The following is a 19,913-nucleotide window of genomic DNA, read 5'->3' on the forward strand; positions in this document are numbered from 1 at the left end:
TTGTCAGTCACGGCGGGCTGGCGTAGCCTTATGTATAAGGCGTTAAAGTCAGGAGAAAATGGATGAAAAAGGTCGCAATTGTCGGTTTAGGTTGGTTAGGCATGCCGCTGGCAATGTCGCTGGCAGCGAGAGGCTGGCAGGTTACCGGCAGCAAAACCACCCTTGACGGGGTGGAAGCGGCCCGTATGAGTGGAATTGAAAGCTATCCGCTGCGTCTGGAGCCGGAGCTGGTCTGTGAGGCGGACGATCTTGACGCTCTGCTGGATGTCGATGCGCTGGTGATAACACTGCCCGCGCGCCGTAGCGGTCCGGGAGAGGATTTTTATCTGCAGGCGATGCAGGAACTGGTCGACAGCGCGCTGGCTTATCGTATCCCGCGTATTATTTTTACCAGTTCGACGTCTGTTTACGGCGATGCGCAAGGCGTGGTGAAAGAGAATACGCCGCGTAATCCGGTCACGGCCAGCGGGCGTACCCTGAAGGAACTGGAAGATTGGCTGCATAATCTGCCGGGCACGTCAGTGGATATTCTGCGGCTGGCGGGGTTGGTCGGGCCTGGGCGCCATCCCGGACGTTTCTTTGCCGGAAAAACCGCGCCGGATGGTCAACACGGGGTCAATCTGGTGCATCTTGAAGACGTGGTTGGCGCAATTACCCTCTTGTTACAGGCGCCGAAAGGAGGGCACATCTATAATATATGTGCGCCGGCGCATCCAGCCCGCAACGTGTTTTATCCGCAAATGACGCGCTTGCTGGGAATGGCGCCGCCGCATTTTCGTGACGCACCGGACAACGGCAAAGGGAAGATTATCGACGGTAGCCGGATTTGTAATGAGCTGGGATTTGAATATCAATATCCCGATCCGCTGGTGATGCCGATGGAGTGAGTCGCTGTCCAGCAGGTGGTCGCCATATAGCGCAAGGGGACGAGTATGAAACCACTGCTGGACGTTCTGATTATTCTTGATGCGTTAGAAAAAGAAGGCAGCTTCGCGGCGGCGTCGGCAAAATTATTTAAAACGCCGTCCGCCCTCAGTTATACCGTTCATAAGCTGGAAAACGATCTTAATATCCAACTGCTCGACCGTAGCGGGCATCGCGCGCGATTTACGCGAACCGGTAAAATGCTACTGGAAAAAGGCCGTGAAGTGCTGCACACCGTTCGCGAGCTGGAAAAGCAGGCGATTAAACTGCATGAAGGCTGGGAGAACGAACTGGTCATCGGTGTGGATGATACCTTTCCCTTTTCTCTTCTGGCCCCGCTTATCGACGCTTTTTATCAACGCCACAGCGTGACGCGCCTTAAATTTGTCAATGGCGTTCTCGGCGGTTCATGGGAGACGCTGACGCAGGGAAGGGCGGATATTATTGTTGGCGCCATGCGCGCGCCGCCGCCTGACACCGGCTTTGGCTTTGCAAGACTGGGCGATCTTGAACTGGTGTTTGCTGTCGCCCCGCATCATCCGCTGGTTCATGAAGAGGAACCGCTTAGCCGCCAGACGATCAAACGTTTTCGCGCGATTGTGGTTGGCGATAGCGTCCATTCCTCGCGATCAATAGGGTCTGAACTGCTCGACGCTCAGGAAGCGATTACCGTGTTTGATTTTAAAACCAAGCTGGAGCTGCAAATTAGCGGACTGGGGTGCGGCTATTTACCGCGTTATCTGGCGCAGCGATTTTTGGAAAGCGGCGCGCTTATAGAGAAGAAAGTTGTGGCGCAAATCGCCTATGAACCGGTGTGGGTTGGCTGGAATGTACAGACCGCCGGGCTGGCCAGCGGCTGGTGGCGGGATGAAATTTTAGCAAATAATGCTATTGCTGGGGTGTATGCAAAATCGCCGGTTTAAAAATCAATCGCTTATGAAAAATAATTTTTTGAACGCGCTCGCATTCTCTTGTCATTTCACTTCAATTTAGGGCAGAATACGCCGCTTGCAAAAAATGACACTAACCGACGTTTTAATACGCGTCGGTTATTTTTTTGCTTCAAACACATCATTCAATACCAAGAGGCCGGGCTTCGTACCGGATAGATACTTACTTAAAAATCGACAGTTGTTGTCGCTGAGGAATCCAGAAAATGGGGCAATTTTTTGCTTACGCGACGGCATTCGCCGTAAAGGAGAATGACCATGTCGCATAACGTTACTCCAAACACCTCTCGCGTGGAATTACGTAAAACGCTTACGTTAGTTCCGGTTGTAATGATGGGTCTTGCCTATATGCAGCCGATGACGCTGTTCGATACATTTGGTATCGTTTCAGGCCTCACTGACGGTCACGTACCGACGGCGTATGCATTCGCGTTAATCGCGATTCTGTTTACGGCGTTGAGCTACGGGAAACTGGTGCGTCGCTATCCTTCCGCGGGTTCGGCGTACACCTATGCCCAGAAATCCATCAGCCCGACCGTTGGCTTTATGGTGGGTTGGTCTTCTCTGCTCGATTATCTGTTCGCGCCGATGATCAACATTCTGTTGGCGAAAATTTATTTTGAAGCGCTGGTGCCCTCCATTCCGTCATGGGTGTTTGTCGTGGCGCTGGTGGCCTTTATGACGGCCTTTAACCTGCGCAGCCTCAAATCGGTCGCTAACTTCAACACCGTGATTGTAGTGCTACAGGTGGTGCTGATTGCGGTCATTCTGGGCATGGTGGTTTATGGCGTATTTGAAGGCGAAGGCGCCGGTACGCTGGCGAGCACCCGTCCGTTCTGGTCCGGCGATGCGCACGTTATCCCGATGATTACGGGAGCGACGATCCTGTGCTTCTCCTTTACCGGCTTTGACGGCATCAGTAACCTGTCGGAAGAGACCAAAGATGCTGAGCGCGTGATCCCGCGTGCGATTTTCTTGACCGCGCTGATTGGCGGCCTGATCTTCATCTTTGCAACCTATTTCCTGCAATTGTACTTCCCGGATATCTCTCGCTTTAAAGATCCGGATGCGTCTCAGCCGGAAATCATGCTGTACGTGGCGGGTAAAACCTTCCAGGTTGGCGCGCTGATCTTCTCTACTATCACCGTACTGGCTTCCGGTATGGCGGCGCATGCAGGCGTAGCGCGCCTGATGTACGTGATGGGGCGCGACGGCGTATTCCCGAAAAGCTTCTTCGGTTACGTTCATCCGAAATGGCGTACGCCAGCGATGAACATCATCCTGGTCGGGGCGATCGCGCTGCTGGCGATTAATTTTGACCTGGTGATGGCGACGGCGCTGATTAACTTTGGCGCGCTGGTCGCGTTTACCTTCGTTAACCTGTCGGTGATTTCGCAGTTCTGGATCCGTGAGAAGCGTAATAAAACGTTGAAAGATCACTTCCAGTATCTGTTCCTGCCGATGTGCGGCGCGCTTACGGTTGGTGCGTTGTGGGTTAACCTGGAAGAGAGCTCAATGGTACTGGGCTTGATCTGGGCAGGTATCGGGCTGATTTATCTGGCGTGCGTAACTAAAAGCTTCCGTAACCCGGTTCCACAGTACGAAGACGTCGCGTAATCGCGCGTATTATCGGCAATAGTAAAACCGGAGGCAGTGCCTCCGGTTTTTTGTCTGCCATCCAGCACGCTTGCCGGATGGCGACGTCACTCTTTATCCGCTCTGGATTAACAATGCCCGTCAGGCATTGGTCAATTACACAATCTCAGTTGCGTACTGCCACAGTGATTTCAGCAGCCCCAGCTTCGTTTTATCTTCCGCATACTGCTGAGAAAGCATCTGCAATTCATTGGCATACTGTTGTAAAAACTCCGGCGTCAGCACCTGACGGCGATGCGCCAGCCAGCGCTGCTGCTCTGCGTCATCCAGCGTACCGGGAAAATTGCGTGCGCGGTAATTAAACAGCAGCTTCTCAATGCGCTTATCGACAAAGGTAATGTCCAGCGCGGGCAGGTTACGCGGCTCGGTTTCGAGTACGATTTTCATGGCTGCGCGATCGGCATCGCTGAAAAAACCATCATAGAGCTGGGCATCAACGTTATCCGAGGCGGCAAAAGGTTCGGCTTCGGCAAAAATCGCCACCACTTTGTCGCGGACCTGCGGGTTTTCACGCAGCACTTTCAGGTTATCCAGGCAGTGCTGGCGGTTAATTCCCAGCCGGTCGGCATCCTCCGGGCGCAAGGTATTCGCCTGCGCCAGTACCGGACATTTATTGATATGCACCAGCTTTACTGGCACTGCGGCGTGATCGCCAAGATCGGCTTTGGCCGTATAAAGCCGCTCGCGAAGGGTGTCGCTGTCCAGCTCAAGAAGAGGAGAAATATCGCCTGCTAAATCGACCATGATCACCGCGTTACGGTTTTCAGGATGCCACGCCAGCGGCGCGACCCAGCTTGTATTACCGCGCCACGCGCCAAACATGCCGGAGACATGCACCAGCGGCTTCATTTGCGGGACGTCAATCAGCGCCGCCAGTTTATGTTTACTGCGGTGGCTATAAAGATAATCAAACAGCCGCGGCTGGCGTGTTTTCACCAGTTGCGCCATCGCAATAGTGGCGTAGACATCCGCCATCGCATCATGCGCGTTGCTGTGTTCGATCCCGTTCGCCTGGGTTAAATGTTCCAGACGAAAGCTGGGCAGGCCGTCGTCGTTTTCCGGCCAGTTAATTCCCTCCGGGCGCAGCGCATAACAGGCGCGCATGACATCCAATAGATCCCAACGTGAATTATCATGCTGCCAGCTCCAGGCGTAGGGATCGTAAAAGTTGCGATAAAAAATATTGCGCGTGACTTCATCATCAAAGCGCACATTGTTGTAGCCCACAACGCAGGTTTTAGGAACGGTAAACAGCGCATGAATGCGTCTGGCGAAAGCGGCTTCGTTTTCTCCTTTCTCACGCGCTTCCTGCGGCGTGATGCCGGTAATCAGCACCGCGCCGGGCTGCGGTAGATAATCATCGGCGGGTTTGCAATAAAACACCTCCGGCTCGCCAATAACGTTGAAGTCGTTATCCGTACGGAGCGCGGCGAATTGCGCAGGTCTGTCGAGGGCCGGATGCGTACCGAAGGTTTCGTAATCGTGGAAGAGGAATGTGCTCTGTATGCTGTTGTTTTTAACTGTCACTTGATGTACACGCCTGATGTTATCTGTATATGAAATATTTTATTCTTTTATTTTGTCGTTGATTGATTGTATTTGTACACCAATTGATATTGTTGCTAATGTTCGTACATGCGATGGTGAGTACAAAATACTAAAATGATCATCAGCGACACTAAGAGCCTATCCCACCAGGCGTTATTGGCGCAGCCAGTTTGGACACGGACAGCGCGCAAAAACCGGAGCGTACACGTAGTACGTGAGGATTTTGAGCACTGCCCAGGACCAAAATGGCAAGTAAAATAGCCCTAATGGGATAGGCTCTAAGCTACGCTCCCTCTATGGTAAACCATATTCCGGTCCATCTGAAATTACTGATTCTGATTTAGTACTGTATGAAATTTAGGCCAGGGTCAATCTGGCCGGGATCTCAAAAAATGCATGGACTAAAACGGGTCTATGTACAGAGGGACACAACGCTGTGTCCCTTAATTCCATGCGGGCTGAGGCTGGACTACGCCCAGGCCAGTGGCAGGATGGATGACAGAACACTCGGGAAATATTTTCTGGCATGACGTTGCATACTATCCGCCACAACGCTGGTACAGGTAAAAGCGCCATTGAGGCCGTGAAAACGGTTAGACCAGTCGGTAAACTGTTCGCTGGACGGGAATATCGCCGGAGACAGCTCCCAGGCTTTCTGCATCAGCGCCTCCGCATAGCCTCTCAGGGCCGGCGGAGAGTCATGCTCAGTGCCGAAAATGGCGCTGGAGGAATAGCGTGCGAATGCGGTACTGAGACAGAACAGGGTTTCCGCCTGCTTCTGTGGGGTGGCATCAGTCAGGTGATAAGCACTGAGGATGTGCTGGTAGTGTGCCGGGCTGAGTTTGCCTTCAGAAAGCAGGGGGTCAAAAACAGTATTCAGACGCGCCACTGAGGCATCATCAATCAACTTCACGGTGGAATGTTTCTGGTTCGTGGCGGCAATAAACTGCTGGTTCAGCTCCCCGTGCTCTTCAGTGCTGAGGATGATATCAATCAGTTCCCCAAAGCGCCGCTGCACGGCCTGCTGATTAAATGCGGCGAGAAACACCGGAAAGTCATGACGGAATAACTCTACCGGAGAGATTTGCGCGGTGGACACGTTCTCTCCGGCTCGCAGCAGGTAAAAGTTGTCCCATGTGGTGTCAGGAGTAGGGTTTAGCATTGTTAACAGCGTGTCAGCGGAAAGCATCATCGTCGTGTCTGAATCTCTGGAGGAAACCAGCAAGAAATTATCTGCGGCGCGGGTTGTCCAGTCCGGGCTGCCGTCATAATTGCCGAAGAGCCCATTATGGATGTGGGGAGACACCGCCGGGTGAGCAAGATACTGTTCATAAAGCGCTGCAGCTTTCTGGCGGGTGTCATCAGTGCAGTCCACGCCTGTCATACAGTGTAAAATCACCTGATTAAAGAGTCCGCTGTGAGTGGTCATGGCGGCGCTGTTCCTGTCAAACGAATCCAGCAACACAGGCAGTATGCGCTGCTGATAATATGTGCCAGGAGCTGGCAGGGGAACGTCATTATAGGTCTGGCACTGGTGGGCAAAAAAACGTTCCTGAACAGGTCTGAGCCACTCGCTGATAAGCGCACTTTGCGTATAGGGGGGGTGGGCCAGTACGCTCACCAGCGAACTTTCAACTGGCCGGATATGTGCCGCTGATAAGTGGCTACCCCGCAATGACTTAACCAGGTCTTCCATTGCCCGGATTTTTTCCTGACTGTATTTATCGGGCAGGCTGTCAATGGTCATCAGAATACTTTTACCATCATTGTGTTCATGATTTAAAAATCCATCCACAGCGCTCTCAGTCCAAAGGATTGGCATTCGCAGCCAGATATCACCTAAACGAATAAAATTTACGCACCATGAATCTGACGGAGGTGATGAATTATCCGGTTCATTTAAAATAACGCCAGAGAGGTTGGTTTTGTGATGCATAAGCGTATTTTTTAATGTTGTATTAATAAAAGAAGGTTGTTGTTGTGTAGTAATTGAATACTGTAAAAACACTTCATTCATGTCTGAATTACTAAATTTCGTATTACTGCAGACTACATCACTCAGTGTCGAATAAGTGAATCGGCATTCGTCAAAATGTAAATGAGATATATCAGAATAAGTAAATTTTGAATTTGAAAAGTTGAACCCCTTAATAATATCGCCGTCTCGCTCCATGAAGCTGGGGGGCAATATTTTGCTGAATGTAATATTACGGAAATCTGCGTTTGAAAAATCGCGATCTGCGGTCGTAAGGGGTTCTCCGGCTTTCTGTCGTAAAACTGCATCCGTGAGTTTCTTAGCCCAGTCGGCAGGCGATGACGGGGAAGGCGTAGTCTGAAGTGAGAGGGAGGGGGATGCTGGTGGTGTTCTACCTTCAGAAACCGTTGGCCTGTTATTGGCTGATACAGAGACTCCACCGGGGAGCGGGGCCGCACCTGTTACTCTGTAATTATAATCATATGATTGATTTGCAATATGCTTACGCATGAATGCTGCATTCATTTTTGAGACATCTTCTGCTGAAATATTTTTCTTACCTGCATTATTTGTATCTTTAATATTTTTAACAGTAATCAATGTTTTGTTTAAGGTGTTTTTATCTTTCGGCTGAAAGAAGTCTTTTATTTTTTGTGGTAACGCGAACTCAATCGGTGAGTCCTTTCCTGTTTTAAATTTTTCATTTAAAGATGTATGCGTGTTTTTAACACTGGTTATTTTTGAGGCGAGCCCGTTTTTCGTATGTTCACGAATAGAGGTAATTAATTTTTTAACCTGGTTAGGAATAGTAGAAAAATTAATTGCGCCTGATGATATCTTCATTAGAATTCCTTATCAACATCATTATGGAAAAACGGTCTGGATTTTTAACGCCTTAAAAGTAATCTTCATATGTCGGTATGGCGATGGAGATCACAATTCACCATGTTATCTGGCAGGTTTCTTTCAGAAAGTGTCCATCCTGTCATCATGTCACCGTATTGTGGGACGCTGACGTATCTGCGGAAAAATCCAGGCATAAGAGAGCGGGTCGGGTAACGAAGCCCGTGTGCACGCAAAAGTAAACCCGCTTCGATGCTCAACCAGCGTTTTTCGCCGGCATTCGGGATATCGTCGGCGGACGTTCCGGCGCGTATGAGAAAGAACTGCGTAAAGCGCGTGAAATCGCTTTTCAGGAAATAATCGTTTTCTTTTAAATATTATTACGTGTTATTGGAATTGTATCATTTTTATAATTAACAGCGGGTTGTTTGGTAATTCTGCTGATTATTCAATGACAGTCCATGTGCGTGTTCAGGAAATATAAAATATTTATAAAATAAAAGGTTTTATCGTGTTGGCGTGTTCATTTTAACAACTATTTCAAATTGTGATTGAAGCCGACATTTCATAATACAAATTAAATATAATCTTCAGCTATATCTAATAACAGGAGGTTATATGAGCATTAGTCGTCGTTCTTTTTTGCAGGGGGTAGGCATAGGCTGCTCTGCCTGCGCGCTGGGCGCTTTTCCGCCCGGGGCGCTGGCGCGCAACCCGATTGCCGGCATTAACGGTAAAACCGCGCTAACGCCAAGCTTGTGCGAAATGTGTTCCTTTCGTTGCCCTATTCAGGCGCAGGTAGTCAATAACAAGACCGTTTTTATCCAGGGCAATCCTTCTGCGCCGCAGCAGGGGACGCGCATATGCGCCAGGGGCGGGAGCGGCGTCAGCCTGGTCAATGACCCGCAACGGATTGTAAAACCTATGAAACGCACCGGGCCACGCGGCGACGGTGAATGGCAGGTGATTAGCTGGCAACAGGCTTACCAGGAAATCGCGGCGAAAATGAATGCCATCAAAGCGCAGCATGGCCCCGAGAGCGTGGCTTTCTCTTCCAAATCGGGCTCGCTCTCCAGCCATCTTTTCCATCTGGCTACGGCCTTTGGTTCGCCTAATACCTTTACGCACGCCTCAACATGCCCTGCCGGGAAAGCCATTGCGGCAAAAGTGATGATGGGCGGCGATCTGGCGATGGATATCGCTAACACGCGCTATTTGGTTTCGTTTGGCCACAATTTGTATGAAGGGATTGAAGTTGCCGATACCCATGAGTTAATGACCGCGCAGGAGAAGGGGGCCAAAATGGTGAGCTTCGATCCGCGTCTGTCGATATTTTCCAGCAAGGCGGATGAGTGGCACGCTATTCGTCCCGGGGGAGATTTAGCGGTTCTGCTGGCGATGTGCCACGTCATGATTGATGAACAGCTCTACGATGCGTCTTTTGTTGAGCGTTATACCAGCGGATTTGAACAGTTAGCACAGGCGGTAAAAGAGACGACGCCGGAATGGGCCGCCGCGCAGGCCGATGTCCCAGCCGACGTTATTGTCCGGGTGACACGCGAACTGGCCGCCTGCGCGCCTCACGCTATTGTCAGTCCTGGTCATCGCGCGACGTTCTCGCAGGAAGAGATCGATATGCGGCGTATGATTTTTACGCTTAATGTACTGCTCGGTAATATTGAGCGCGAAGGCGGGCTATATCAGAAAAAAAGCGCGTCGGTTTACAACAAACTGGCCGGAGAAAAGGTCGCGCCAACGCTGGCGAAACTCAACATTAAAAATATGCCGAAACCGACGGCGCAACGAATCGATTTGGTCGCACCGCAGTTTAAATATATCGCCGCTGGCGGCGGCGTGGTGCAAAGCATTATTGACGCGGCGTTAACCCAGAAGCCTTACCCAATAAAGGCGTGGATTATGTCGCGGCATAATCCTTTCCAGACCGTCACCTGTCGTTCGGACCTGGTAAAAACCGTTGAGCAACTGGATCTGGTGGTCAGCTGCGATGTCTATTTGAGCGAGAGCGCGGCGTATGCCGACTATCTGCTGCCGGAATGCACCTATCTCGAACGGGACGAAGAGGTATCGGATATGTCGGGACTGCACCCGGCTTACGCTCTGCGCCAACAGGTCGTAGAGCCGATTGGCGAGGCGCGTCCGAGTTGGCAAATCTGGAAAGAACTTGGCGAGCAGTTGGGATTAGGGCAGTACTATCCGTGGCAGGATATGCAGACGCGCCAACTCTATCAGTTGAACGGCGACCATGCCTTAGCGAAGGAACTGCGACAGAAAGGGTATCTCGAATGGGGCGTTCCGCTGCTATTACGCGAACCAGAATCCGTTCGTCAGTTTACGGCACATTACCCCGGCGCTATCGCGACGGACAGCGACAACACCTATGGCGAACAGCTTCGCTTCAAATCGCCCTCCGGCAAAATCGAACTTTATTCTGCAACCCTGGAGGAATTGCTCCCAGGCTACGGCGTTCCGCGCGTTCGTGACTTTGCGCTTAAAAAAGAGAATGAGCTTTACTTCATTCAGGGCAAAGTGGCCGTGCATACCAATGGCGCGACGCAGTACGTACCTTTACTCAGCGAGCTAATGTGGGATAACGCGGTCTGGGTCCATCCGCAAACGGCGCAAGAAAAAGGCATTAAGACCGGCGATGAGATCTGGCTGGAAAATGCCACGGGTAAAGAGAAAGGTAAGGCGCTGGTGACGCCCGGAATCCGCCCGGACACGCTTTTTGTCTATATGGGATTTGGCGCTAAAGCTGGGGCCAAAACGGCGGCGACGACACACGGTATCCACTGCGGAAATTTACTGCCGCACGTGACGAGTCCGGTATCCGGTACAGTAGTGCATACCGCAGGCGTGACGCTGAGCCGGGCATGAGGGAGGAGGGAACCATGAATCATTTAACGAATCAGTACGTCATGCTGCATGATGAAAAACGTTGTATCGGCTGCCAGGCGTGTACCGTTGCCTGCAAAGTGCTTAATGACGTACCGGAGGGCTTTAGCCGCGTACAGGTACAAATTCGCGCCCCTGAACAGGCATCCAACGCACTAACCCATTTTCAATTTGTCCGCGTCTCCTGTCAGCACTGTGAAAATGCGCCATGTGTCAGCGTTTGTCCTACCGGAGCGTCATATCGTGATGAAAACGGGATCGTGCAGGTGGATAAATCGCGCTGTATTGGCTGCGATTATTGTGTTGCCGCGTGTCCTTTCCATGTGCGCTATTTGAATCCGCAAACCGGCGTCGCCGACAAGTGTAACTTCTGTGCCGACACGCGGTTGGCGGCTGGCCAGTCTCCGGCGTGCGTATCTGTTTGCCCAACGGACGCGCTGAAATTCGGCAGACTGGATGAGAGCGAGATCCAGCGCTGGGTCGGTCAGAAAGAGGTCTATCGCCAGCAGGAGGCGCGTAGCGGCGCGGTCAGTCTGTACCGTCGTAAAGAAGTCCATCAGGAGGGTAAAGCATGAATACTATCTGGGGAGCGGAACTACATTATGCGCCAGATTATTGGCCGCTGTGGTTAATTTACGCAGGCGTCGTGGTACTGCTCATGCTTGTTGGGCTGGTTATCCATGCGTTATTGCGCCGGATGCTGGCGCCAAAAACGGCGGGCGGCGAAGAGCATCGTGACTATCTCTACTCGCTGGCGATTCGCCGTTGGCATTGGGGAAATGCGTTACTGTTTGTTTTATTACTGTTAAGCGGTTTATTTGGTCATTTTTCTCTCGGCCCTGTAGCGCTAATGGTACAAGTGCATACCTGGTGTGGTTTTGCCTTACTGGCTTTCTGGGTCGGGTTTGTGCTGATCAACCTCACCACAGGTAACGGGCGTCACTATCGGGTAAATTTTTCCGGACTGGTGACGCGCTGCATACGCCAGACGCGTTTTTACCTTTTTGGCATTATGAAAGGGGAAGCGCATCCGTTCGCGGCAACAGAGCAGAATAAGTTCAATCCACTGCAACAACTGGCATATCTGGCGATTATGTACGCGCTGGTACCGCTGTTAATCATCACCGGTTTGCTGTGTCTCTATCCGCAGGTTGCGGGTCTGGGCCCTGTGATGCTGGTGCTGCATATGGCGCTTGCTATCATCGGCTTACTGTTTATTTGCGCGCATCTCTATCTGTGTACTCTGGGCGACTCGCCGGGACAAATTTTCCGTAGCATGGTTGACGGCTATCATCGTCATCGTACCGCGCCGCGCGGGGATAAGTCCGCCGTCTGAGCGTATCCATAAAATAAAGTCAGCAAGAAAATGTGCCTTGTGTCACATTTTCTTGCAATTTATCCATGTTTGTTTAACTGAACTTCCGTAAAAAGAACGGCAAATTGAGACCATCCTGAGGACATGCTGTTGAAACGCCGTTTGTTTATTGCCGCTTCTTTATTCGCGATGCACCTTTTTCCTGCGCTTGCGGCCGATGCCGTAAGTTTTGCTCCCCAACCGCCAGCCATTGATGCAGGCGCCTGGGTGTTGATGGATTACACTACGGGACAGGTTCTTACCGCCGGTAATGAACACCAGCAACGTAATCCCGCCAGCCTTACCAAGCTAATGACGGGCTACGTCGTCGATCGCGCCATCGATAGTCATCGTATCAGCCCTGACGATATCGTCACCGTTGGGCGCGACGCCTGGGCGAAGGATAATCCGGTGTTTGTCGGCTCCTCGTTGATGTTTTTAAAAGAAGGGGATCGCGTGTCGGTGCGTGATTTAAGCCGTGGCTTAATCGTGGATTCCGGTAACGATGCCTGTGTGGCGCTGGCGGATTATATCGCGGGCGGGCAGCCGCAGTTTGTGGCGATGATGAACAGCTATGTGAAAAAACTCAATTTGCAGGATACCCATTTTGAAACCGTCCACGGTCTGGATGCGCCGGGACAACATAGCTCCGCGTATGATCTGGCCGTACTCTCCCGGGCGATTATTCACGGCGAACCTGAATTTTATCACATGTACAGCGAGAAAAGCCTGACCTGGAACGGCATCACGCAGCAGAACCGTAACGGCTTGTTATGGGATAAGACCATGCATATCGATGGGCTTAAAACCGGACACACATCGGGGGCGGGATTTAATCTTATCGCATCGGCGGTGGACGGGCAGCGTCGACTTATCGCCGTCGTGATGGGAGCGAAAAGTTCGAAAGGTCGTGAGGAACAGGCGCGAAAACTGTTGCAGTGGGGCCAGCAAAACTTTGCGACGGTGCAGATTTTGCACAGCGGTAAAAAAGTGGGCAGCGAGCGAATCTGGTATGGAGACAAAGAAAAGATTGCGCTGGGTACGGGACAGGATTTCTGGATGGCGCTGCCTAAAGCGGAAATTCCGCATATCAAAGCAAAATATGTGCTGGATAGAAAAGAGCTGGAGGCGCCAATCGCCGCTCATCAACAGGTAGGTGAAATAGAGCTCTACGATCGGGATAAACTGATCGCTCAGTGGCCGCTGGTCACTCTGGAATCGGTGGGTAAAGGCGGTATGTTCTCTCGTCTGAGCGACTATTTTCAGCATAAAGCGTAAGCCGTTGTCACACATCGTTCACCGTCATCTGAGGTGTCAAAAGGGCGGGATTGCGAGGTTGCTCACAAAATGATCACTCTGTCCTTGTGACCGTAAAATGCTGTAATTACACTGTACATTCATACAGTATAGTAAAGTGACGGAGGCAGCATGGATTACGAAATCAGGCAGGAACAAAAACGCAAGATAGCCGGTTTCCACATGGTCGGTCCATGGGAACACACCGTGAAGCAGGGTTTTGAACAACTGATGACGTGGGTGGATCGACAGCGGATCGTGCCAGTTGAATGGATTGCCGTCTATTACGACAATCCAGATGTCGTACCTGCGGAAAAACTCCGCTGCGATACCGTGGTGTCCGTGGCAGAGAATTTCATCCTGCCGGACAATAGTGAAGGCGTAATCGTGACCGCCATTGAAGGCGGCGAATATGCCACTGCTGTCGCGCGAGTGGAAGACCGTGACTTTGCGAAGCCGTGGGAGCGGTTTTTTGACGTCCTGGAGCAGGATAGCGCTTATCAGATAGCCTCTGCGCCCTGTTTTGAAACCTATCTGAATAACGGCATGGAAGATGGATACTGGGATATTGAAATGTATATTCCGGTACAGCGGAAGTAATCGACTGGTTTCCCATCTGAAAAGAGCGGACGGATAATGTGTTCCGTCCGCCACTGCGCTATTTTTGCTATAAAGCAGGTACAATGCATTTTTTGCCATTCCCGTAAGGAGCGCAAGCGTGCGTGCCGATAAGTCATTAAGCCCTTTTGAAATACGGTTGTACCGTCATTATCGCATCGTGCATGGCATACGTATCGCCCTGGCGTTCATTCTTACCTTTCTGCTGGTTCGTCTGTTTTCTATTCCCGAAGGCACATGGCCGCTAATCACGTTAGTGGTGATTATGGGGCCCATCTCATTCTGGGGAAATGTAGTGCCTCGTGCTTTTGAGCGCATAGGCGGTACGATCCTGGGCGCGGCGTTAGGGCTGGTGGCGCTACGCCTGGAGCTCTTTTCCTTACCGTTGATGCTGGTGTGGTGTGCGATAGCGATGTTTTTGTGCGGCTGGCTGGCCTTAGGGAAAAAACCGTATCAGGCGCTACTGATAGGCATAACGCTCGCCGTTGTTGTCGGCGCTCCGGCTGGTGATATGGATACGGCATTATGGCGTGGCGGGGATGTGATTTTGGGGTCGCTACTGGCGATGTTGTTTACCGGCATCTGGCCCCAGCGCGCCTTTTTGCACTGGCGCATCCAACTGGCGCATTGCGTCACGGCGTATAATCGGGTGTATCAGGCAGCGCTGTCGCCGAATTTGCTGGAGCGCCCCCGGTTGGATAAACATTTGCAACGGTTGCTGAACGATGTCGTCAAAATGCGCGGGCTGATAACGCCCGCCAGTAAAGAAACCCGGATACAAAAATCTATTTTCGAGGCCATTCAGACCATCAACCGCAATCTGGTTTGTATGCTTGAATTACAAATCAACGCCCACTGGGCGACGCGCGCCAGCCATTTTGTGATGCTTAACGCGCACACATTGCGTGAAACCCAGCAGATGACGCAGCAAACCTTGTTAACGATCGCCCACGCGTTGTTTGAAGGCAACCCGCAGCCGGTACTGGCAAACACCGGTAAACTGAATGATATTGCTGCCGAGTTGCGACAGCTAATGAACGAGCAGCAGGGCGACGCGGTGGCTGAAACCCCCATCCACGGCTATGTTTGGCTAAGTATGGAAACGGCCCGACAGTTGGAACTGCTTTCGCATTTGATCTGCCGGGCTTTGCGCAAATAAAAAGCAGATGGGGCGAATGAATTTGTTGCTGCTTCGATTCAGCAAAGATTAAGAGTATGATACTAATATAAGGATAAAATGAGTGCTACTGGCAACGATTTTATCCCCGAACCTTCGGGTTTCCACAGGCGGCGACGTAACGGTGTTTCCTCTGGCGGCTTGAAGTATGACGGGGATAAACGTAATGTTTATCCACTAGCAGTTGCTTAACGAATCCGAATCTCACATTATCAGGGGTGTAAAAATGGAAACAACCAAGCCTTCTTTCCAGGACGTGCTGGAGTTTGTTCGTCTGTTCCGTCGCAAAAATAAACTGCAGCGTGAAATTCAGGACATTGAGAAGAAGATCCGTGACAACCAGAAGCGTGTGCTGCTGCTGGACAACCTGAGCGACTACATCAAGCCAGGTATGAGCGTTGAGGCGATTCAGGGTATCATCGCCAGCATGAAAAGCGACTATGAAGATCGCGTTGATGACTACATCATTAAAAATGCCGAAATCTCCAAAGAGCGTCGCGACATTTCCAAAAAGCTGAAAGCGATGGGCGAAATGAAACACGCCGATGTAAAAGCCGAATAATGCGCTACGGCAGTGGGAGCGTATATCAGGCTCTCACTGCAGTTTGACCCCGCCAGTGACCATCTTGAGTAAATGTTGTTTTGGCCAGTGTCGGGTAAGTTTTTTCTCTGCCAGCTTACCTTTCAGGCGCGCAATATCATGACGTTTCCGGTCCAGCATCAGACCCACCACGCTACCGCTATGTGCCACGTTCAATCCGTATAAATCACACTCTTCGACCAGCGACAACAGGGCGGTAAATCCTGGCTTAGGTAACAGCGTCTGGCTGGCGATAGCGCTAAGCGTAGCCGCCTCACCCAGTCGGAGCGGATTTTGCGTTATACAGGCTTCCTGCACCAGATTCCAGGCCTGCTGCAAGGTTGCTGAACTTGCTATTAATTTCTGCTGGCGAGGGAGACGGTGGTAATCTTGCGTGCGCAGTGTGACCGGACTTTCCAGTACCAGCAAATCGATTGGCGGCGGTGGCTCGCAGGCGATTTGCGTGACCGCATTATTATGATCAAACAGCGTTAACTGATGAAAAACGGTGCTATCAGTGGGTTCGATTGAGACGCAAAGCTGTGCAAGGGTGGTTTCATCCAGCGAATGGCCAAGATGATGCGCCGTTGCCACCGCCGTAGCGGCAATATCTGCGGTGCTGCTGGCCATGCCTTTGGCAACAGGAATTGACGAACGCACATCGACGCGAATCTCGTTACTCCAGTGCGCAGGATACTGCCAGTGCGCCAGAACGCGCTCCACCATCGCCCGCGACAATGGGCGTTCGTTTACCAACGGCGGCGCAGCCGTGACTGCTACGGTGCTGTACCAGTCAACGGGGCAGGAGACCAGTTTCTCACTGCCCAGAATCCATCCCTGAATAAGTTCCCCGCATGAGGCGGGGCATTGCGCAACAGCCACGTTATCACCTTTCAGGTACGAATAGTGTGCGCGCATAGTGTCATGGTAAAAGCATTATTACCATGACTTGCCGCAATGCGTCGTTTAACCCTCTCAGGCTGGTACACAAAGCCCTTCCGTGGCCGGTAGCGCAATGCGCATAACGTCTTGTGCGATCATTAACTCTTCGTTGGTGTTGATGACGGCGACTTTCACCAGGGCGTTCTCCGTCTGGATAAATGTCGCATTACGCTGATTTTTCTCTTCATCAACGGCTAAGCCCAAAAATTGCAAATTATGGCACACCGCCGATCTGGCGCGCGCTGAGTTCTCGCCAATGCCCCCAGTGAATACCAGCGCATCCAGTCCTCCCATTTGCATAATATAGCTGCCAATGGTGGCGCGAATGCGTTCGGCAAACAGAGTGAGAGCGAGTTTAGCCTGCCGGTTACCGGTATTGGCTGCCTGTTCGACATCGCGGTAATCAGACGACACGCCAGAAACGCCCAGCAAGCCTGACTCATTATTTAATAACTGATTCAACTGTTGCGGCGTTTTGCTTTCGCGCTGGGCTATCCACGGCAGAATAGAGGGATCAATATCTCCGCTACGGGTGCCCATCATCACGCCTGACTGCGGCGTAAAGCCCATCGACGTATTGACCGAACGCCCGTTCTTGATGGCGCAGATGCTGCTACCGTTTCCAAGATGACAACAAATCACCCGTAATGCGCTGAGTGGTACGCCCAGCTTTTCCGCCAGAACGCCGCTGACATACTTATGGCTGGTGCCATGAAAGCCATAACGGCGAATCCCCAGTTCCGCGTAATAATGCCAGGGAAGCGGGTAAATATAGGCGGGTTCATCCAGCGTCTGGTGAAATGCCGTATCAAACACGGCTACGGAAGGGGCATCAGGCAACAGTTGACGAAAAACGTGAATACCCAACGCGTTTACCGGGTTGTGAAGCGGGGCCAGTTCAGCAAGACGTTCGATTTGCGCTAACGTTTCATCCGTGACCAGCGTCGAGTCTTTAAAAAACTCACCGCCGTGCGCCACACGATGGCCCACCCCGTCAATGTCCCGCAGACTGTTAATGATTTGATAACCCAGCAGCTTTTCCAGAAGCAGCGTTACCGCATCGCGATGATCGGCAACGGGGACGGTTTCCTGCCATTTTTGGCTGTGCGTCTTAATTGTCACCTGCGCATCCGCCATTCCAATACGCTCAATCAGCCCCTGGCAGAGCATGTCGCCCTGCGGCATCTCCAGCAGCTGGAACTTTAACGATGAGCTACCGGCGTTAATGGCCATTATTTTGTAAGACATAAAGGTTCCTTCGAATTCAGAAAATCCAGCACGGCGTCGAGACCCGAATTATTCAACGCGCTGGTAATAAAAATCTGCCGGGCGCCAGCCTGCGTAAGCCATTCCGCAACCAGCGAAATACGCTGCGGCTCGGCGAGATCGGCCTTGGTGACCAGGCCAATCGTCGGGCGGTTCATCGGGACGGTAAAACCCGGAGAAAAGGGCGACCACTGGGCGTCGGCATTCAGCACCAGCGCGATAACGTCGGCTTCGCAGGCGCTGGTCAGCAGGGCGCTATACAGGCAGCGGTTCTCCAGGTACTCGCCCGGCGTGTCGATGGCCATCGGCGACCATTCAATGGCCTGGGTTTTCTTATAATGGAGCGCTTCGCCGCGCAGGCTTTGGGTCAGCGAGGTTTTCCCGCACTGGCTGGGGCCGATAAACATCAAACGCTTCATTGGATTACGTCCGGGTGATCGAGCAGGTAGTGAACTGCATCATCTCGCCCAGCGTGCGCGTTACCTGCTTGAGGGCATATTCCACGGCGGAAACATCGCCGGTCAGCACCACCGCGCCGGTAAAGCGGTCAAGAAAACCAATTTCCACCGCGCCGGATTTGGTGGCGATATCGCAGGCGATAATCGATGCTTCGCTGGGCGTAATGGTAAGGATGCCAATGGCGGACACCGCATCCTGCAGGCCCAGCTTCTTAAATAAATCTTTTCCCGGATTAGCAATCAGGTGCGCGAGGGTGACCTGTTTTCCAGGAACGTATTCCTGAATCATGCGATCCGTTGTCGGTTGTCTTTCCATTATCCCTCCACCATCTGTCGCCACATGGCTTCATGCGGGCGCGGGATCACCGAGCGGTAAACCAGCAACCCTTTCTCGCCCGCGCTTTCGCTGGCAACCGTCACGGCGTTATTGACGTCAGAAACGTCGCCCGCCACCACCATGTAGCATTTACCGCCGATGCCGAAGGCCATATGCACCCGCACCAGGGTGACGTTTGAGCCTTTCACCGCCCGGTCTGCGGCGCTAATGCAGGCCGCCACGCTCCAGGTTTCGACGATACCTACCGCCTGGCGCTTATCGACGCTGTTCAGGCCGCTGATGGCCGGAAGTACGCTGGGATGAATATTTGCCAGCACCAGGCTGTCGACGAGCATCTCGCCGGCCTGCGACGTACCGGTTTCAATAGCCTGCTGGACAGCGCCGATATCGCCGCCCAGCATCAGTAAAAACTTACCTGGGCAGATGGTCTTGCTGACCAGCAGATCGACGTTGGCGCTTTTCAGCATGGCATCACCAAGCTCCATGCCTTTGGCGATGCTGGTGAGTTCTAAAATTCCTATAGCCTGAGACATGGTTAACCTCTTACAACCGTGATGGCCTGTTCGCTGATGGCCGAAACAATGCCGTCGATGCTGGCGTGAATGGGGGCGCCGAGCGCGCCAGGCGGGACATCGGCAACGCATTGCCCGCGCATCACGCGCTCGCCGACGGCAACAGTCGGTACTGCGCTGGCACCAATATGCTGGCGCAGCTGCAAAATGACTTTTTCTACTGACGGCTCTTCTTCAACCAGCGGCGCTTCCTGGTACCAGGGGCTTAGTCCCAGTTTGGCGATCAGCCGCTTCACCGGCACCAGGCGATATTTCGCCATTTCGTCGGCCGGATAGAGCGGCCCTTCGTAGCGCTGGTTTTGCGCCCGCAGCTCGCGTTTTAACATGCGGTTGATGCGCATCGGCGAGATCCCCACCGGGCAGGCCACGCTTTCGCAGACGTTGCACTCCGAGCAGGTGAGGGCGCTCAGCAGCTGCGGCGTGGCGGCCTGATGAAAGTTCACCGCCCGCACCAGCAGGTGCGGAGAGAGTTCGTGGCCGATCAGATGCCGCGGACAGAGATCG

18 protein-coding genes and 2 pseudogenes are annotated in these 19,913 nt (G+C 52.3%); 12 read left to right on the plus strand and 8 right to left on the minus strand.

The genetic code is table 11. The features are described from left to right. The first annotated feature begins 62 nt into the window (after positions 1–62). From ACLD4K_RS19195 to plaP, 4 genes are all read left to right on the plus strand, one after another. Positions 63–887, plus strand: a complete 825-nt coding sequence (locus ACLD4K_RS19195) for an SDR family oxidoreductase (protein ID WP_000754712.1) — start codon at positions 63–65, stop codon at positions 885–887. Positions 888–932: 45 nt separating this feature from the next. Next, positions 933–1,847: a LysR family transcriptional regulator gene (locus ACLD4K_RS19200; protein ID WP_411012345.1), complete on the plus strand. Its 915-nt coding sequence runs from the start codon at positions 933–935 to the stop codon at positions 1,845–1,847. Between the two features lie 233 nt (positions 1,848–2,080). Further along, entirely contained in the window at positions 2,081–2,143 is a 63-nt protein-coding gene (gene yoeI, locus ACLD4K_RS19205) for a membrane protein YoeI (RefSeq protein ID WP_096335044.1), read from the plus strand. Further along, positions 2,133–3,491, plus strand: a complete 1,359-nt coding sequence (gene plaP, locus ACLD4K_RS19210) for a putrescine/proton symporter PlaP (RefSeq protein WP_001519005.1) — start codon at positions 2,133–2,135, stop codon at positions 3,489–3,491. Before yoeI ends, plaP begins: the two co-directional genes overlap by 11 nt. Before the next feature lie 135 nt (positions 3,492–3,626). On the opposite strand, the gene sbcB is transcribed toward plaP, so the two are convergent. Further along, the gene (gene sbcB / locus ACLD4K_RS19215; protein ID WP_411012346.1) at positions 3,627–5,057 is read right to left on the minus strand and encodes an exodeoxyribonuclease I; all 1,431 of its coding nucleotides are present in this window, start codon (positions 5,055–5,057) and stop codon (positions 3,627–3,629) included. Between the two features lie 490 nt (positions 5,058–5,547). Then, positions 5,548–7,896, minus strand: coding sequence for an SPI-1 type III secretion system effector HECT-type E3 ubiquitin transferase SopA (gene sopA, locus ACLD4K_RS19220; protein WP_411012347.1), 2,349 nt, complete (start codon positions 7,894–7,896; stop codon positions 5,548–5,550). A 266-nt stretch (positions 7,897–8,162) separates the two neighbouring features. Here sopA and ACLD4K_RS19225 point away from each other — a divergent pair. The 8 genes and pseudogenes from ACLD4K_RS19225 to ACLD4K_RS19260 form a co-directional block, all read left to right on the plus strand. After that, positions 8,163–8,255: pseudogene (locus ACLD4K_RS19225) on the plus strand (heavy metal-binding domain-containing protein); the annotation flags it as partial. Positions 8,256–8,514: 259 nt separating this feature from the next. Next, entirely contained in the window at positions 8,515–10,791 is a 2,277-nt protein-coding gene (gene phsA / locus ACLD4K_RS19230; protein ID WP_411012348.1) for a thiosulfate reductase PhsA, read from the plus strand. A 14-nt stretch (positions 10,792–10,805) separates the two neighbouring features. Beyond that, the gene (gene phsB / locus ACLD4K_RS19235) at positions 10,806–11,384 is read left to right on the plus strand and encodes a thiosulfate reductase electron transport protein PhsB (protein ID WP_001016236.1); all 579 of its coding nucleotides are present in this window, start codon (positions 10,806–10,808) and stop codon (positions 11,382–11,384) included. After that, on the plus strand, positions 11,381–12,145 hold the full coding sequence (phsC, locus tag ACLD4K_RS19240) for a thiosulfate reductase cytochrome B subunit (RefSeq protein ID WP_097363179.1): 765 nt from the start codon (positions 11,381–11,383) through the stop codon (positions 12,143–12,145). The genes phsB and phsC overlap by 4 nt, the downstream gene beginning before the upstream one ends. Positions 12,146–12,268: 123 nt before the next feature. Next, a complete protein-coding gene (gene dacD, locus ACLD4K_RS19245) occupies positions 12,269–13,441 on the plus strand; it encodes a serine-type D-Ala-D-Ala carboxypeptidase DacD (RefSeq protein ID WP_411012349.1) in 1,173 nt (390 codons plus the stop codon). 150 nt (positions 13,442–13,591) lie between these two features. After that, on the plus strand, positions 13,592–14,059 hold the full coding sequence (sbmC, locus tag ACLD4K_RS19250) for a DNA gyrase inhibitor SbmC (RefSeq protein WP_000384326.1): 468 nt from the start codon (positions 13,592–13,594) through the stop codon (positions 14,057–14,059). Between the two features lie 118 nt (positions 14,060–14,177). After that, a complete protein-coding gene (locus tag ACLD4K_RS19255) occupies positions 14,178–15,236 on the plus strand; it encodes an FUSC family protein (RefSeq protein WP_001200854.1) in 1,059 nt (352 codons plus the stop codon). Between the two features lie 244 nt (positions 15,237–15,480). Continuing rightward, on the plus strand, positions 15,481–15,816 hold the full coding sequence (locus ACLD4K_RS19260; RefSeq protein ID WP_000450405.1) for a DUF496 family protein: 336 nt from the start codon (positions 15,481–15,483) through the stop codon (positions 15,814–15,816). Between the two features lie 33 nt (positions 15,817–15,849). On the opposite strand, the gene pduX is transcribed toward ACLD4K_RS19260, so the two are convergent. The 6 genes and pseudogenes from pduX to pduS all read right to left on the minus strand — a co-directional run. Further along, positions 15,850–16,716, minus strand: a complete 867-nt coding sequence (gene pduX / locus ACLD4K_RS19265; RefSeq protein WP_001533066.1) for an L-threonine kinase PduX — start codon at positions 16,714–16,716, stop codon at positions 15,850–15,852. 93 nt (positions 16,717–16,809) lie between these two features. After that, positions 16,810–18,024, minus strand: a complete 1,215-nt coding sequence (pduW, locus tag ACLD4K_RS19270; RefSeq protein ID WP_000120647.1) for a propanediol utilization propionate kinase PduW — start codon at positions 18,022–18,024, stop codon at positions 16,810–16,812. After that, complete coding sequence (gene pduV / locus ACLD4K_RS19275) at positions 18,009–18,461, minus strand: propanediol utilization protein PduV (RefSeq protein WP_076735764.1); 453 nt, start codon at positions 18,459–18,461, stop codon at positions 18,009–18,011. Before pduV ends, pduW begins: the two co-directional genes overlap by 16 nt. A gap of 4 nt (positions 18,462–18,465) precedes the next feature. Continuing rightward, on the minus strand, positions 18,466–18,816 hold the full coding sequence (gene pduU / locus ACLD4K_RS19280) for a propanediol utilization microcompartment protein PduU (protein WP_000441103.1): 351 nt from the start codon (positions 18,814–18,816) through the stop codon (positions 18,466–18,468). After that, entirely contained in the window at positions 18,816–19,370 is a 555-nt protein-coding gene (pduT, locus tag ACLD4K_RS19285) for a propanediol utilization microcompartment protein PduT (protein WP_000075774.1), read from the minus strand. The genes pduU and pduT overlap by 1 nt, the downstream gene beginning before the upstream one ends. A gap of 2 nt (positions 19,371–19,372) precedes the next feature. Further along, positions 19,373–19,913, minus strand: a pseudogene (gene pduS / locus ACLD4K_RS19290) (cobalamin reductase PduS); the annotation flags it as partial.

Source organism: Salmonella sp. 741265055_HSA (assembly GCF_046569525.1).
Classification (GTDB): Bacteria; Pseudomonadota; Gammaproteobacteria; order Enterobacterales; family Enterobacteriaceae; genus Salmonella; species Salmonella enterica.